The 15734-nt window shown below is 62.2% G+C and carries 14 protein-coding genes and 1 pseudogene; 10 read left to right on the top strand and 5 right to left on the bottom strand.

The features are described from left to right. The first annotated feature begins 119 nt into the window (after nt 1-119). The 4 genes from ACF66B_RS19270 to ACF66B_RS19255 all read left to right on the top strand — a co-directional run bounded on the left by ACF66B_RS19270 (nt 120) and on the right by ACF66B_RS19255 (nt 6810). Nucleotides 120-2414, top strand: coding sequence for a hypothetical protein (locus ACF66B_RS19270; RefSeq protein ID WP_111432048.1), 2295 nt, complete (start codon nt 120-122; stop codon nt 2412-2414). Between the two features lie 89 nt (nt 2415-2503). Beyond that, the gene (locus ACF66B_RS19265) at nt 2504-3268 is read left to right on the top strand and encodes a hypothetical protein (RefSeq protein ID WP_111432049.1); all 765 of its coding nucleotides are present in this window, start codon (nt 2504-2506) and stop codon (nt 3266-3268) included. A 3-nt stretch (nt 3269-3271) separates the two neighbouring features. Then, a complete protein-coding gene (locus ACF66B_RS19260; protein WP_162683465.1) occupies nt 3272-5203 on the top strand; it encodes a site-specific integrase in 1932 nt (643 codons plus the stop codon). After that, nucleotides 5197-6810: a hypothetical protein gene (locus ACF66B_RS19255; RefSeq protein WP_392665084.1), complete on the top strand. Its 1614-nt coding sequence runs from the start codon at nt 5197-5199 to the stop codon at nt 6808-6810. Before ACF66B_RS19260 ends, ACF66B_RS19255 begins: the two co-directional genes overlap by 7 nt. Here the strand turns inward: ACF66B_RS19255 and ACF66B_RS19250 are convergent. Continuing rightward, nucleotides 6755-8106, bottom strand: a protein-coding gene (locus tag ACF66B_RS19250) for an IS3 family transposase (RefSeq protein WP_392665082.1) whose coding sequence is annotated in 2 segments (ribosomal slippage) — nt 6755-7770 and nt 7770-8106 — 1353 coding nt in all. Because the reading frame shifts where the segments join, the coding sequence is not laid out codon by codon here. The two genes, ACF66B_RS19255 and ACF66B_RS19250, sit on opposite strands and share 56 nt — an antisense overlap. A 202-nt stretch (nt 8107-8308) precedes the next feature. Between ACF66B_RS19250 and ACF66B_RS19245 the strand changes: the two genes are divergently transcribed. The 6 genes from ACF66B_RS19245 (at nt 8309) to ACF66B_RS19220 (ending at nt 11566) form a co-directional block, all read left to right on the top strand. After that, complete coding sequence (locus ACF66B_RS19245; protein WP_392665079.1) at nt 8309-8545, top strand: response regulator transcription factor; 237 nt, start codon at nt 8309-8311, stop codon at nt 8543-8545. Between the two features lie 463 nt (nt 8546-9008). Beyond that, nucleotides 9009-9287 (top strand): hypothetical protein, encoded by a 279-nt coding sequence (locus ACF66B_RS19240; RefSeq protein WP_111432061.1) that lies wholly within the window; start codon nt 9009-9011, stop codon nt 9285-9287. Nucleotides 9288-9437: 150 nt separating this feature from the next. Beyond that, complete coding sequence (locus ACF66B_RS19235) at nt 9438-9776, top strand: hypothetical protein (protein ID WP_162683469.1); 339 nt, start codon at nt 9438-9440, stop codon at nt 9774-9776. A 206-nt stretch (nt 9777-9982) separates the two neighbouring features. Further along, nucleotides 9983-10393, top strand: a complete 411-nt coding sequence (locus tag ACF66B_RS19230; protein ID WP_162683470.1) for a hypothetical protein — start codon at nt 9983-9985, stop codon at nt 10391-10393. Between the two features lie 229 nt (nt 10394-10622). After that, the gene (locus tag ACF66B_RS19225; RefSeq protein WP_111432063.1) at nt 10623-11033 is read left to right on the top strand and encodes a hypothetical protein; all 411 of its coding nucleotides are present in this window, start codon (nt 10623-10625) and stop codon (nt 11031-11033) included. Further along, nucleotides 11030-11566, top strand: a complete 537-nt coding sequence (locus ACF66B_RS19220; RefSeq protein ID WP_111432064.1) for a hypothetical protein — start codon at nt 11030-11032, stop codon at nt 11564-11566. The genes ACF66B_RS19225 and ACF66B_RS19220 overlap by 4 nt, the downstream gene beginning before the upstream one ends. A 149-nt stretch (nt 11567-11715) precedes the next feature. Here the strand turns inward: ACF66B_RS19220 and ACF66B_RS19215 are convergent. The 4 genes and pseudogenes from ACF66B_RS19215 to leuD all read right to left on the bottom strand — a co-directional run. Further along, nucleotides 11716-12354, bottom strand: a pseudogene (locus ACF66B_RS19215) (tryptophan--tRNA ligase); the annotation flags it as partial. A 160-nt stretch (nt 12355-12514) separates the two neighbouring features. After that, the gene (locus ACF66B_RS19210; RefSeq protein ID WP_111432065.1) at nt 12515-14068 is read right to left on the bottom strand and encodes a DASS family sodium-coupled anion symporter; all 1554 of its coding nucleotides are present in this window, start codon (nt 14066-14068) and stop codon (nt 12515-12517) included. 157 nt (nt 14069-14225) lie between these two features. After that, on the bottom strand, nt 14226-15119 hold the full coding sequence (locus ACF66B_RS19205) for an alpha/beta fold hydrolase (protein WP_111432066.1): 894 nt from the start codon (nt 15117-15119) through the stop codon (nt 14226-14228). Next, entirely contained in the window at nt 15116-15733 is a 618-nt protein-coding gene (leuD, locus tag ACF66B_RS19200; RefSeq protein WP_111432067.1) for a 3-isopropylmalate dehydratase small subunit, read from the bottom strand. The genes ACF66B_RS19205 and leuD overlap by 4 nt, the downstream gene beginning before the upstream one ends. Nucleotide 15734: the final 1 nt, after the last annotated feature.

Raw genomic sequence — 15734 nt, 5'->3', positions numbered from 1 at the left:
AAAGACAGCCCAGACTACCAATCTCAAACCCGCAGACTCTCGTTATGAACGAGGGACCCAAGGGGGGCAGGTCACCTCGCATTCCCAGATTCTGATGCATGACAGGATACTTATCGAATTTGCGCAGTTTCAGTGATCTCAAAGACGCCGTCCGCAGCGGTGCGGTTCCGCTGCGCGGCGCGCAGTCCGCGCTGGCCCACCTGGACCTGGCGGAGAAGCTGCTCGGGGCGGGGTTTTACACTGGCCCGGTTCCGGCGTCCGAGGCTGAATTCGACGCGATGTTTCCGCAAGAGCCAGACGCAAATCTTCTCGTGCATTTCGGAACGCGCGGCTTCTATCGTCGATGGCGCTCGGCGATGAAACGTCTCTGCATCCTTGCCGAATTGTGGCCGGCGGATCCCTTTATCCTGCTCTGCCAGATCGCGAGTCTGGAGGGAATCGGACCGATCGAAAAATGCGTCTTCAGACGTCACTTCCCTGGCCAGTCGCCGAAGGATGTCACGCGGCAATTGGCGCTCGACGCAGACCGCGATCTTCGCGGCATGGCACGAAATCAGCTCCGCAGAACCGTGGCCAACCTCGACCGTCTTCGGGCAGTTCCGGTGGTCCGGACACGCGGACTGCTGCCCCCCGAACAGATCGGCCCCTTCCCACGCTACCTGGGCGGCGACCGGATCCGGATCGAACTTCCGGAATATTTCACTGAGGCATGTGCATGCGACCCGAAGCTGAACCTTGCCCACGTGCGGCGTGCCTACGAGATTTCTTTGGATCTCGAGATCCTTCAGGCTGGTGAGGCAATGCCACCAGGTGGGTTCACCGCGGATGTCGCGAGGAAGTTCCACACCGAAGCCGCTACTCGGATCTCGCCGGCTTCGGCCGGTCTCTATCTGCGCGCGCTCGTGCGCGCCCTTCGCACAGTCGATTCCGTCCGGGTTCTCGACGATCTGGGCGTCAAGTCGATCCTGCGGCCGGACCAGCCGCGCAAGAAGGTCGTGAAGGACGAAGGCAAGGCCAAGCGCTCCGCAAGTGCGCCTTCGCCACTGCCGTACGGCATCGAGACGATTCTGGAATTCTATCAATCGGCCCGATCGAGGCCCCGGAAACACATGACCACCTTGCGAGGGGTCCTCCGCCAGATCCTCCAGCAGAATTCCGGCGACATGAATGAAGCCCTCGAAAGCATCGCTGTGGCAGATCTCGATGTCCTGTTTCCCGACCTTCTGCCATCATCGCGCCGAAACCTTCGCGGCATGCTCAAGGCCTTTCTCGCATTTGCCGGGCACACAGATCCATGGGACGACCTCCGCGACCTGGCGAAGAAACAAGGGCTGACGACACAACAGTTGAAGGGGATCACCACACTCAGGCGGTACGCGCGATCCGCATCGCAACCGCTGACGCCGGGCGAATTCACGCGAAAGACTGTACTGCAATGGTGCGGCGACGCACGTGAGGCAGGCCGCCGGGCCGACGCGCAGAAAATCAGGCAGGGCTGTCTTGCGCTCGACAGACTTCGTCCCTTCGCCCCGAACCTCTTGCGGCCCGAGCCGATTGGCCAGATGGATGACCTGAGGCGCCGTGGAAACCCGTTGCTGCCGACGTCCTTGGAGCAGATGCTCGAACAGCATGCCGCTCAAGCCGGTTTCACGAAGCTCGGGACAAAAGCCCTTCTCGTCGCCGTGCGCAAGCTCCACGCCTGTTCGCGGGATCGAACACGCTTTCATGGACCTCTGAATGCAGACCTTATACGCCGCCAGCTCACGGAATCCGTTCAGGACCATCCCGAGGAAATGGCACCGTATCGAACCGAACTCGCGCGGCTGGCGGAGCGGCTGGACATGCGCTGGTCGGATGGCTGGCGCCAGTTGCAGGCGGCCGTCGTCTCAGCGGGCATCGCGCGAAGCGACAATCCGGTGGAGGAACTGGCCAGGGTTGCCGTGCCGGCTGGTCTCGAACCCTGGCAGGTAGACCGCGAATGGGCCTGGCTGCATGAACGCGGGCTGCGTCCCGATCTTCGCCTGACCTGGGCGCGCAAGATCGCCCGATTCGACGATCTTGGTGCGAACGAGATCATCGCCGCAACAGAACTGCTTCCCCCGATCATGCTCGGACCGATGCCGCCGCGGGGCACGCGCCTGAAGAACGCCGTGTACCCGCTCCCGGCGCCGGTTGAGACTGCTGCTGCGGGCTGCGACAAGCCGCTTCTCGAGGCGATGCATTTCGTCTGGCGGTGCGCCCGCGATCTCGGCATCTGGGAGAGGTGCGATGCCCCGGACGCGCGCGCACTGTTCGATGAACGCGTATTGGACGACGTCGAGAGCCGCCAGGACAAGATGACACCGCAATCGGCGCAGCTTCATCTGAACCGGATCCGTGACTGGCGCGAAGGCCGCATCGACCTGTCGAAATAGCCATCCGTCCGGCAAACGAACTTCAACTGCGCCAGCATTTCCGGCCGATGCCAGGTGGACCCATCTCCTGCGAAATCAGGAGTTGAACCATGCCAATCCTTCATGCCGACCAGCCGGCCACCCGTGCTGAACTCGCACGCTGGGCGACATTCTCGCGCAACGAGATCGCCGGCTTCCTTGCAGATCTCGGCATCCTTCCGCTGCGCGACAAGTATCCGCCGGCGCGAATCTACGGCGGCCTTCTCGGTTTGCAGCCCGAATGTCCGCAGGAAGAGGAGGCGCTCGGGGAAGGGCTGGTGCGGCTTGGAACCGTGGCTGAGCGCATGGGCATCGGCGCCGAGACACTTCTGAGGGATTGTCGAAAGGGCAGAAAGGGAATTCCGCCGCTCTATGTGTTCGGTTCAAAGCGTCATCTCTTCCTCCGCGCGCAGGTCGATCAGATGGTCTCGAGCCCGCGCAACCTCTTCCAGGACTTTGCATCCCTCCCGGGGCACGCCCTTCCCGCATCAGACCTGAGCATGGAGCTGGATACCGACCCGGCAGACATCGCGACGCTCCTCGAGAACAAGTCCGCTCTGCCGGCGCACATCCTGTCTGGCGGAAATCGTCGGTTCATCGTCGCGGATGTGTCGCGCCGCCTCAAGATTTCCAGCGACCCGGACGTGCAAACGGACAGCGAAGAACCTGTGTCCTGCGCAGCCAATGTCACGGGCGGCCTGTTCTCGCAGGCTACGCATGTCCAGTCCGTATCGTCCATCGCGGCGGAGGCTGACCGCACCGGATCCGCCCCGCGATCCCGCAGAGGCGACTCCGTGCACACCAAGCCGGCGGAGGCGAAACTGTCGGACAGATAAGGCGTGGTTAAATCGCCGGAGAATTCGCCCCCGACGCACAGAATCGCTTCCGGCGCACGCAAACCAACCAATTTCCCAGTCAATCGAGTAATCCGTAGGAGAGTATCCATGGGGCTTTTTTCAAGTGCCGCCCACGCGCCGGTTGCCATGGACGGCACCACCACAGGTATCACAATGCAGACCGTCCTCGACCAGACCGTGGACGAGAGCGAGAAGAAGCGCCTCCGGCGCATCGAGGATTTCTTCGCCGCCCCGCTTTCGACATTCGAGGGAGACCTCGAGCAATGGTTCTGCGTACATTTCCCCCATCCCAGGAAAATCCGCGGCGGTCCGCTCCCGGGTGCGGATCGGGAGTTCTGGAAAAGTCGCGCGGCCTACAGGAAGTGGCGGGAAGTCTGCTGGCGTCGGATCCGCACAACGATCGGCGCAATAGATGCCCGAAAAGCCCTTCGGGCGCAGATCGACGGCTGGACACCGCTTCTCGACCTGCTGACGGAATTGTCCGAGGACCACGGACCCGTTCACCCGGCGACGCTTGGTTCCATACGCGCCCTTGTTGATCGGGCCCGTGCGCACGGCTTTGAGCCGTCCGACCTTTCGCCTGCCCGGGTACCCCTGCTGCTCGACGCCCTGCCGCTGCACGAACGCGAGCGTTCCGTTCGCGCGCTGAAGTCCCTCGCCTCGCTCAGCAGCCTCGAACGGGTCCGCGAACATCTGCACGAGGATTTCCAAGGCGAGATGTGGGTCCCCGGCAAAGCGACGCCGGTGCCGGACACGGTGCGTGCGGCAATCGACGCCCTGATAAACACGGCACGGTATGCGAACGGAATGTACGACGATATATCGCAAACGACGACTGCGGCGTTCAACGAGAATACGGCAGAGTCCTACACCGCCGCCTTCGTAGCGCTGGCGCGCGCTGCCGCCGATACCGGCATGGTGGATCTGGAGGGGCTGACTTCTCTCGAGCCCCTCTTCGAGTGCGAGATCCGGCGCGCGGTTGTCACGCACTGGATCGATCTGGACGAAACCGGAGCAGGGTTTAGCGCGCGTACCGCCGCCCAATACGTCGGGACGATCGCGCGGATCGGCGAGGTAAATGGGATCGACACAGGCAAATGGTCGAAGAGCCTCAAGTCAAACCCGTTTCTGCAGGATGGCCGCGAGACGGGTCGGAAGATGGCGCCGAAGAACCAGGCGTTCTGCCAGCGGCTGATCAAGGACCGCGAGAAGACACGCCTCTTCCTCTGTCAGCATACGCTCTACCAGGATAGGGCGATGGACATCCTCGCGACCGACAAGACGCTCACGCTTGATGACCGGCGTAGGGTGCGCGGATTAGGTACGTGCGCGGCCTTCGCCGCACTCGAGATTCGCGGCGCCGGCATTCGCAAGGGAAGCGCGTTGGCAGCCATGTCCGGCGGGACCGGCCAGAACCTGTTTCGGCGCCAGTCGGGGGATGAACGATGGTTCGAACTTTGCATTCCGAAGAAGGACATGAAGGGCGAGTATGTCGAGATGCCGCCGATCCCGATCCGCGACGACAAGTATTGCGGCTACGAGGTGCTCGACTGGTATCTGAAAACGATTCGTCCGATGTTCGATTTCGCCAATCCGGAATGGTGTGAGGAGAACGAACGACCGCGGTCGCCCTTCCTGTTTCCCGCGGAACAGTCACCCCGAGCCCTCCTCGGTTCGATGCTCTACAAATGGTTTAGAAACTGCAGCGCGGAGATCGGGCTGGAGATGTTTCCGCATAACTTTCGGCATGGTTTCGCCTCGCTGATGCTTGCCCGGTCCTGGGACAATCGGAGCCGCGCGGCCGCGTATCTCGGTTGCTCGGTTGGGGTGCTCGACAAGCACTATGCCTGGCTCGACCGCCGCCAGAAACTCGAGGAGACTCAGGACATGCTCGCGGAGATCCTCGCATGTTAGGACGGCACGAGATCCTCGCACGGCCCCACTGGCGGCCGTTCGCGGCCAATTCGGTCCTGCTGCAGCTTCCGATCGCGGAGCTCCGCGCTCTCGATGGACTTGTTGTTTTCGTGCGCAGCAATGGTATCGAGAACCTCAAGGAGGTCGATTGCCGGATCTGGGCTCGCCTGAACGACGGGTTGGATGGGCTCGATGATGCCACGCGCGCGATGGCGGCGACCGAGGGGCCCGAAGCTCCGCAGCTGCTCGCCCTTCGCGGTGCGGCGGACAGCCTCAGGGCCTGCCGCGACTTTAATGGCACGTCGCGCATTCCGCGTCGCCAGTATGCTCGCGACATTTCCCTGGCCTTTGCCGACCTGCCAGTCCGCTGGCAGGAACGGCTCACGGACATCAGAGCGCGACGCGACGACGGGGAAATCAGTCTCGCGGACGACATTTTCAAACGCATGATCCAGAAACTCGCCCAATACGCCTGGTACATGCACGACATCGGGTTTCCGGCGGAACTCACGCTCGCGGGTCTGCAAGCATTCCATGAATACGAGACCACGCGTATCTCCAACCGGGGAAAGCGGCTGGCGTCCGCCACGATCCTCGCAACCTTCTCTGACATCCAAAACTATATGCGACTATCTGGCGACTACGCGGACTCGTTGTGCTTGGAGGTCAGGAAGCTCCTGCAAAAGCTTGGAGAGAAGGTCGACGCCGAGATCTCGAGTAAATATGCGGCCCTTGCCGCAATCGACGTGCGCGCTATCCGCCCACGGGCCGAAGCCGTCCTTGCCGACGCCGCGAACCGACCAAATCCGGCGCAACGGTGTCAACAGCGGAACCGGGCCATGGCCCTTGCCATCCCGCTCACGACACCCTTGCGACGTGAATGGCACGAACTGAAATTCGGCCGGGACATTGTCTGGGATGACGGCCGATATCGGCTTCGAAACTACAAGCTCAGAAAGAACCGGCACCGCAGGGGGCGCGAGGAATACCCCGGCTCGATTCACCCTTCTGCACAGCAATTTGTGGACGCTGTTCTCTTGCAGGATGATGATCCGAAATATCTCGATGCATTGCGTGAACGGGCTGAACAAATGATGTGGCCCCTCTTCGCCCACCCGAACGGATCAGAGGTGGCTCCGAACTACGTCTCACAGGTCTGGTCGAAAGAATTCGGCACCGGCGCGCATATTGCGCGTACCATCGCCTACGATATCCTCTTCGCACTCGGCGAGAAGGCGACCCGCGGTGCCATGCTGCTCAATGACCATCAATCAACGCAAGCGGCCGCGAAGTATATTGGTCAGCAGGCCCGCGCTGCGGCATTGGCCGCCGCTGCGCGGGAACGCGATGATATGTTCGAAGAACTGATGTCTGAAGTAGATTTCAGACATCACAGCGACGCTGCACAACCTCACTGGTCTCCAGGAAAAGACGGGGTTGTCAATCCTGAAACAAAAGGATCCCATGGCCTAATGGAATGTCCGTCGTCAGATGATTTGGGACACGAGCGCCTGATCTCGAATGGAGGGCCTGGCTCGTTGGTGCTTCAGTTTAGGCCGCTGACTTGCGGTGCAGCAAGCGGCGCGTCTCGAAGGTCCTGGCCTTGATCTCCTTTCGTCGTTTGAGGATGGTTTCCGATCTGCCGAAGTAGACGTCGGCGGGGGTGATGTTGCCGAGGCTCTCGTGGTAGCGGTGGTGATTGTAGTGGTCGATGAAGGCGTCGATCGCCTGTTCCAGGGCTCCCGGCAGGAAGTAGTTCTCCAAGAGGATGCGGTTCTTCAGGGTCTGGTGCCAGCGCTCGATCTTGCCCTGGGTCTGAGGGTGTCGGGGCGCTCCACGGACATGATCCATGCCCTCGGCGGCAAGCCAGTCGGCCAGTTCCCCGGAGATGTAGCTGCTGCCATTGTCGCTCAGCAGCCTGGGTCGATGGGCAACCCTGGCCTGCTCGCAACCCGAGGCCACCAGGGCATCTTCCAGCGTCGCGGTCACGTCCGATGCCTTCATCGTCGTGCAGAGCCGCCAGGCAATGACGTAGCGGCTGTAGTCGTCGAGGATGGTCGAGAGGTAGAACCAGCCCCAGCCGATGACCTTCAGGTAGGTGAAGTCGGTCTGCCAGAGCTGGTTCGGTCGAGTGGTCTTCTCCTGGAACTCGCCTGCCGCCTTGATCACCGTGAAGGCCGGGCTGGTGATCAGATCATGCGCCTTCAGAACCCTGTAAACGCTGGCCTCCGAGACGAAGTAGCGCCGGCTGTCCGTAAACCTGACCGCCAGTTCCCGTGGCGAGAGCTCGGGTTGATCGAGCGCCAGGTCGACGATCTGCCGACGCACCTTATCCGGGATGCGGTTCCAGACCCGAGACGGGCGCGAGGGCCGATCCTCCAGCCCCACCGCGCCGAGGGCCAAGTAGCGATCGTACCAGCGGTAGAATGTTGTGCGCGGGACCCCGATCATGTCGAGGGTCCGCTTGGCCGGCAGGTGCGACTGCTCCACCAGCCGGATGATTTCCAGTTTCTCCGATGCGGGATACCTCATTCCTCGTCTCCCCCATCCCCGAGCATGCTTTTTTTGAGCAGGCGGTTCTCCAGGGTGAGGTCCGCGACGGCTTCCTTGAGCGCGGCGGCCTCGGCGCGCAGGTCCTTGACCTCTGGGCTGCTGGCCTGCCGCGCCGTGTCGCCGGCCAGTCGCTTCTTGCCCGCCTCGAGGAACTCCTTCGACCAGCTGTAATAGAGGCTCGTCGCAATCCCCTCGCGCCGGCAGAGTTCGGCAATGCTCTCCTCGCCCCGCAGGCCCTCGAGCACGATCCGGATCTTCTCCTCGGCCGAATGATGCTTCCGCGTGCGCCGGCGGATGTCCTTCACAACGGCTTCGGCCGTCGGCTTTGCTGTTCCGGGTTTCTGTCTCATCTCCACTCCTTGGCGGTTACGATGAGCCGGAAACCCTCCGTTATGAAATCAACTCAGATGTCCCACGAGCGCTGACGTCAGACAGTCTCTTGTTCGCGTTCTGGTCGCTGGAGCCGGTCGGGGCGACGAAGCATTCATTCACAGCGATGCCTTCCGGTCTCTGATCCTGCTGGCACCGCATGTCGCTTCCGAAGCTATGCCCATGGAGCGGAAGGACCCCCAGGTCTTTGTTGACCGCCGGCCCAGGCTGACGGCGCGCGAACGCGACGTGCTGTGTTTGCTGGCCAATGGCCATCTCAACGCCCGGATCGCGGAGCGGCTTGGCATTTCCGAGCCGACGGTTCGCGCACACATGATCTCGGCGCGGCGCAAGCTTGGCTGTGCGACCCGGGAGCAGGCGGTGGCTGTGGCCATCACACTCGGGCTGATTTCGCCGTGAATGGATCCAGGCAGATGCGCGACGAAACTGTGATCCCGGCAACCCCCTTGAGATCCACTTCTGAGGCATCATGCAGCGAGGATGCGAGAGTCTGAAAGACTGCCATCTTGGCTCTCCTCTTCCTCAAAGCACCCGTTTGCAAACTCGGCCTCGACGTATTTCTGCAAAACTCCAGAACGCGCTTGCCCGCGTGAAGTCAGAAAATACCCGCCTGAAGGATCGACTTGAAGAGCGAACCAGCTGGTTCGATGCGTTGCAGGCAATGTCGCCGGTTGATCTGGTCGAACAGCCCGGGGGCGGACGGTCATCTGGCGACCAGACCGGTTAGCCCGGAACATCCGCCCGCAAAGATCCGTTAACCGAAGCGAACGGAAATCCACCGAGTTTCCTTCGTGATTTTCCGACAGGCCAATTTTCCCTTTCGAGAGCACGCAACGCTGTTGTTTCAGGAAAGGGTATCGCAATGAGCGATCCTGTCGAAGAGCCAAAGCGGCTTGTTTCCATCTCCCTCGAGCTGCCGAGCGGCCTCCTCGATGCGTACGACGAGTTGGTGGAGAGTGGAATCCACCCGGACCGCGAGAGTGCGCTCCTCCATGGCCTCGTCGAGACTTGGCGGCAACACCGGGGCTCGTATCACACGATCCGCCTGGACCTGCTCAATCAACCAGGGCCTGGGGATCCCCCTGATACAGCCGCGGAGGCCGCGTCAAACGACGACGCGTCCGGCGAGTCTGGAATCTGACGCCATAGTCGGCCTGGGCGGGGAAGTCCCGCCCCTCATCCCTTCCGCTGGCGCATCACCGCGCCAGCGGAGCCTGGGTCTCCCAGCCCCCTCCTTGACGCCTGAAGCCACCCCATCACGGGGCGGCGGGCTCAACAAAGGGGGCAGCCCATGAAGACGACGACAGCTGCGCGCACTGCAATTCGGGACGCGATGGTCCGAAAAGCGCGTGCAACGGCCGGCAAGACATGCAGCACGATGCTTAAGCTCTGCCTGGGGCTGGGCAATCCCGCCAGTGTTCGCGCCGCACGAGCTTTTGCCAAGAGCATCCGCAGCAGGCAACCACAACCCCACAAATGGCAATTGGATCGGATCATCGCCGCGCTCTCGAACGGCGCCTGTGATGTCGACGAGAGTGCGCGTCGTATCACCCGGCATCTGAGTTCCCTCCTCTACGATCAGGATACGCTTATGGCCCTCGCACAGGCCTCGAGGCGCCCATCGTCATGATCCCGGTCATTTCGTTTTCCATGCGTTGGGAGAATTTCCGCAGGCTGCCCGCACGACCGAAATCCCGCGGTCCCCCGGCGCGCTCGCATGTTTGCGAACAGCGCGGGCGGTGCGACCCCGTCGCGGCGTCAGGAGCGCTGGATCTGTCAATTCTTTGAAACCAATGGAACGTCAGAGACATGTTGAATGAGAAACACGCCGATCCCATGATCAAAGCGATCAAATCTGCCCTCGAGAATATCTGCGAGATCCATGATGCCGTGCGGTCTCGCCCGGATGGTCTCAACGAGGACCTTCTGGCAATGATCCATAAGGCCACGCCATCGCGCGACCCGATACGGGACACCCTGTTCGACGGCCCCATCCTCGACGATCTCGCAGAGCTTTCCGCCGCGCTTGCAGCGGCCGCAAAGGCCGAGGAGCGCGTCGAAGAGTGTTGGGATGAAGGTGGCGACTTCTATACCCGGCGCTGCCTGACCGGCGACGGAGAGTGGATACGGTCCGTCCGCGCGTCGGTTGTTCAGTTGCGGCTGTTCATCCAGGAGGCGCGCGACCTGGCCCGGGCCTCTGCCATCGTTGCCGCTGTCAGGAAGGATCTTGCGCGGCTGCACGACTGAGCGCCGGTCTCCCGCGTTTCTGAAAAGGGACCGGAAAATGACTGGTCTCAGGGTCCGATGAACCTGGCTCTCTCGCATCCCCATCGCCGGGGATGAGAGAGAGCCGTGCGTCAGACCCATGACGGCGGCCTCTGCCCACCGACACGCCTGACCTGGAATTGACAGAAGTCCCGGCCCAGCCGGTCCGGCGCAGAATGCGCCACAGCGCATCATCTGCATGGGAGATAACATGCATCATCATGACATCACGCCTGGTGAAATCCAGGCGGCGCGCGTGGCAGCGGCGTTCAAAGGCTGGCTCCGGAATCATGGCGAAATCCTGATTGCCACCGCGGATGCCTTGGGTGGAGCCGAGGCAGCAAAGCTGGCCAGATCCGTCGCGACATCAGTGGCGCAAGGGGCGGACGCGCTCGACCATTTCGACGAGCTGCGTCCATTGCGGGACCTGATCGCCAACTATGTGGGCGGCAGCCAGCCGGCGGTCTATCGCGAGGGCGATCTCATTGTTGAATGCGACCCGAACGCGCCGCATGTCGTCGGCGCCCAGATCTGCGCCAATGCCCTGGACCGCGCGATTGAGGCCCTGCAGGCTCTCAAGACAGCAAAGATCCGGCGCGTGCCGGCAGGGGGACTTGCATGACCCAAACGCCGGCAGGCGGGCCTTACCCCGGGCGGGCACGGCGCGGGACGAACTCGTTGTCCCCCGCCAAGTCTCATCCCACGAGCAAGTCGTCTGCGGCGGCATTCGAGATCGCCCGGCGCAAGGCGCTACAGATTGTCGAGGCCGTCCGGCGGCGCGACGAGGAGGTTTGCATCCGCGGCAAGGCCATAGACGAGGTAGTCGAGCGATATCGCTGGCTGATCGCTTCGCTGGGTGTCGCGCGCGCCACACCGGGAGGGGACGCCATCGCGGCTCTTGCACGTCGGGGATACCTGCTTGGCCCGCGCTTTTCTCTTTCACCACCGGCGTCCCGCATCAATTCGATCGACTCTCCGTGGATCGTTCATTTTGGCATCGGACTTCCAACGCGGTCCTGCCACCGGTGGTCGACAATCGAGCACGATGCCCTGTCGATAGATATCGATGCGCTGCCGCCGGTGCAGATCGTGTCAGTGCATGTCACGATCCGGGTGAAGGTGGAGCTTCGAAAGGAGGGGATAGAGCTCGGATAAGGGTCATTTATGTTGTCGGAACGAACGGCTCTGAGCCGACTTTCATCCTCGGCTCAGGATGCTGCAAGGCGGCCCGTCGAAGCCGCCGATCGCCGCATTCGTGAACTCGGGCAAGGGTCGAAGGTCAACAATGCGGACGAAACCGACCTTCAACCGGATCGCCTGCTACTGTTCACCTGGAGCTGGAACAGACCCAAGGCACGAACCACCTCGCGCTTTGTCTTCTCGGTGCGCTCGCGCGCCCGTGCCGTACCCTCTTCGATCACGTCAAGAACGTATCTCCGGTCTTTGCTGAGGTGTGCCCTGCGCTCGCGAATTGGGGCAATGAGGTCCTGGAGGATAGCTTCCAGACGCGCCTTGATCTTGCCATCGCCGAGCCCTCCGCGCTGATACTTCGCCTTCAACTCGGCAAGCACGTCCTGGTCGGGATCGAAGGCGTCGAGATAGGTGAAGACGACATTGCCGTCGACGCAGCCTGGGTCTTCGACACGCAGATGGTTGGGATCGGTGAACATTGCCCTGACAGCATTTCGGATTTCTTGAGACGACGCGGACAGCGCAATGGCGTTGCCACCGGATTTCGACATCTTGGCCTTGCCGTCGATACCGGGCAACCGACCCGCCTTCGGAATGATCGCCCGCGCCTCGGGCAACACGGCGCGGCCTGCGGTTGCGTTGATGCGCCGCACGATCTCGTTCGTCTGCTCGATCAGCGGTGCCTGATCCTCGCCGACCGGCACGATCGTTGCCTTGAAGGCCGTGATGTCCGCCGCCTGCGCCGCCGGGTAGCCACCCTTCACCGCCAAACTGCATAAGAAGGGTGGTTGGACTATTCACAGATCTTGCTGGCAATACATCGTGTCGTGGCATTGATCGAGTAATACTGGAGCGGGGTCAGCCGCCGACCAACTAATCATGGGTGTCGGATCAGCTCTCTATAACAAGAACTTACCGTCCCGCAGCCCACACGGGAAGCGCGCCCGGCTGCACACCAAAGAGAGTTGTCAGAAGCAGATAGCCCAGGCTGCTGAGAACCATCAAAGCCGCAATATTGTGGAGGCCGCCATGGCGGACCATCTGCGGAATTGTTACGCGCCCCGAGGAGAACACGAGGGCGTTCGGTGGGGTCGCCACTGGCAGCATGAACGCCATGGAGGCGGAAATCGCGGCTGGAACGGCCAGCATGAGAGGGTTCTGCCCGATTGTCTGCGAAAGAGCTGCCAAGAGTGGCAGAAACGTCGCGGCCGTTGCCGTGTTGGAGGTGACTTCCGTGAGGAGAAGAATCATCGCCGAAACGATCAGCACCAGCAGAAGGATTGGAAGCTCGCTCGCAATGCTACCGATCAAGCCGCCGATCCAGGTGTCGAGGCCTGTTTGCGCCACGGCAGCCGCGAGGCTCAGCCCGCCTCCGAACAGCAAGAGAACACCCCAAGGGAGTTTCAGAGCCGTCGTCCAGTCCAGGAGCGCAATGCTCGAACCAGAGTTTTCTCGTCCGATCCCCGCCGGGAGAAGGAAGAGCAACAGGGCTGCACCGATCGCGATGGCGGCGTCGTCGAGGCCCGGAACGAAGTTCTGAAGCCATGTCCGGAAGATCCAGAGCAGAGCAGCCGCCAAAAAAACGAGGCCGACCGCAGTTTCAGCTCGCGTCATCGGGCCCAGGCCGCGAAATTGCGTCTGTATCATCTCGCGCGCGCCCTTTACTTCATTGCGCGGCAGCCTGATCGAAACGCGGGTCAGGAACAGCCAGGACAGACCCAGCATGACGACAGCGATTGGGACGCCGATAAGCATCCAGCGCCCGAAGCCGAGATCGTATCCATAGGTTTCCCGCATTGCGCCGGCGAGAAGGGCGTTTGGCGGTGTGCCGATCAAGGTGGCGATGCCTCCAATCGAGGCGGCATAGGCGATGCCGAGCATCAGGGACAGAGCAAAGGCACCGCTCTCGCCCTGCCGACTGTCGTCCCGCATCAGCCCGATCACCGACATGGCGATGGGCAGCATCATCACCGTTGTCGCGGTGTTGGAGACCCACATGGACAGAAACGCGGTCGCGACCATGAAACCGCCGACGATGTGGTGAGGGCATGCGCCCGTTCGCGACACGATGGAAAGGGCGATACGGCGGTGCAGGTTCCAGCGTTCCATGGCGCCGGCCAACATGAAACCGCCCATGAACAGGAAGATCGTCGAACTGGCGTAGGGCGCGGCTGCGACCTTCATTGAGCTGACCCCCGTCAACGGAAAGAGCGCAAGCGGCAGCATCGAGGTTGCGGCGATGGGGATCGCCTCGGTGATCCACCAGATGACCATGAGCGCCGCAACCGCGACGAGTCTCCATGCGGCGGGTTCCAGGCCCTCGGGCGCGGGCAGCGCCAGAAGCAGAAAGAACGCCGCAAGACCGATCAGCATCGGCAGGAGCCTCAGGGAGCCCTGATCCTGCTCCGTGGCCGCCGTCCAGGTCAGGCTTTGATCTTGGTGCGGAGTGTCGTGTGTTTGGGCCATTGGGCCATGTCCTCCCGGAGTGTTATGTCGTTGCTGCCGCCGGTCTTCCTCCCGGCGTCAATCAGGTTTAGCGCTCAGGTGATTGCGCGGACCAATGCCCATTCCGGATGAATCCATGCGCGGACCGGCACCAGCTCACCCGGACAGCGACAACGATTCAGAGGAACTCGAAGAGGGCTTCCAACAGTGCCTCGGGCACTTCTTCCTGTGGGCTGTGACCGCACTCCAAAGCAGAGCCTCTCACGTCGAGCGCCTTCTCGCGCCAAGTCTCCACGACATCGTAGAGCGCACCGACGGTGCCGTGCCTGCCCCAGAGAGCCATCAGTGGTGCGCTGACACGGGCTTCGGCGTCCGCCGCGTCATGCTCCAGGTCGATACTGGCCGAGGCGCGATAGTCTTCGCAGATCGCGTGGCGGGTTGCGGGATCGGCGTAGCTACGGCGATACTCGGCCATGACGCGCGCATCGGATGCCCCCGGCGTCTTGATCTGCCCCTTGATGTGGGTCTCCAGAAAGAATTCCGGGTCGGACGCGATCAGACGTTCCGGCAGGGGATGTGGCTGGATCAGGAAGAACCACCAGAAATACCGGCGGGCAAACTCCATGTCGGTTCTGGCATACATCGTCGCGGTCGGGGCGATGTCCAGCAGCACGAGCTTTTCGACGGCATTGGCGTGATCCAGGGCCAGACGGTGCGCCACTCGAGCCCCGCGGTCATGACCGATGAGGCGAAAGCGCGCATGACCGAGGCTTCGCATCACAGCGACCTGGTCGGCCGCCATCGCGCGCTTGGAATAGTTCACATGCCCTCTGCCGCCTTCAAGCTTCTCGCTGTCGCCGTAGCCGCGCAGGTCGGTCAGGACGACGGTGAAGCGCTTCGCAAGAACGGGAGCGACCCTGTGCCAAGTCAGGTGGGTCTGCGGATGTCCATGCAGCATCAGAAGGGGCGGGCCGTCACCGGCGGTCGCGGTTCGGATGCGCACACCCTCGGCATCGATGTCACGCCAGACGAACCCGGGGAGGATATCCGGATGACCTTCAAGCCCGCTCATGCCGCACGGCCCCGATCAAGCCACGGGGTTTCAGCAAAGTAGGTTGCTTCGAAGGCGCGGATCTCGCGGCTCTTCTCCAATGTCGTCCCGATCCGGTCGAGTCCCTCCATCAGCGCGCGGCGTCGGGTTTCCTCGATCGTGAAGGGTAAAGAGAGATCCGCTGTCCGGATCTTCAGTTTCTCCAGGTCCACGTCGATCTCCGCCCCGTCCGGGCCAACGGCGGAGAACAGGCGCTCGAGGTCCTCTTCGGGCAACGACACCAGAAGCAGGCCGTTATTGGCGGCGTTGTCGGAAAAGATCCCGGCAAATGTGGTGCCGATTAGGCCGCGAATGCCGAATTGCTGCATCCCCCAGACCGCGTGTTCCCGAGAGGATCCGCAACCGAAGTTCGGCCCGGTCAGCAAGAACCGGGCGCTGCGCATCGCCGCGCGGTTGAGGATGAAGTCGGGCCGCTCCTGCCCATCGGCATCGAAGCGCAGGTCGTGAAAAAGACCCCGCGCCAGTCCTGAACGGTCAATGCCCTTCAGGAAAGCCTTGGGCATGATCACGTCGGTATCCACATTCGCGGCCGGAAAGGGAGCGGCCGCCCCGGCTACTTTGACGAAACGTTCCATA

The sequence above is a fragment of the Amaricoccus sp. B4 genome (assembly GCF_043226085.1).
Classification (GTDB): Bacteria; Pseudomonadota; Alphaproteobacteria; order Rhodobacterales; family Rhodobacteraceae; genus Amaricoccus.
This window is presented reverse-complemented; position numbering and strand designations above follow the sequence as displayed.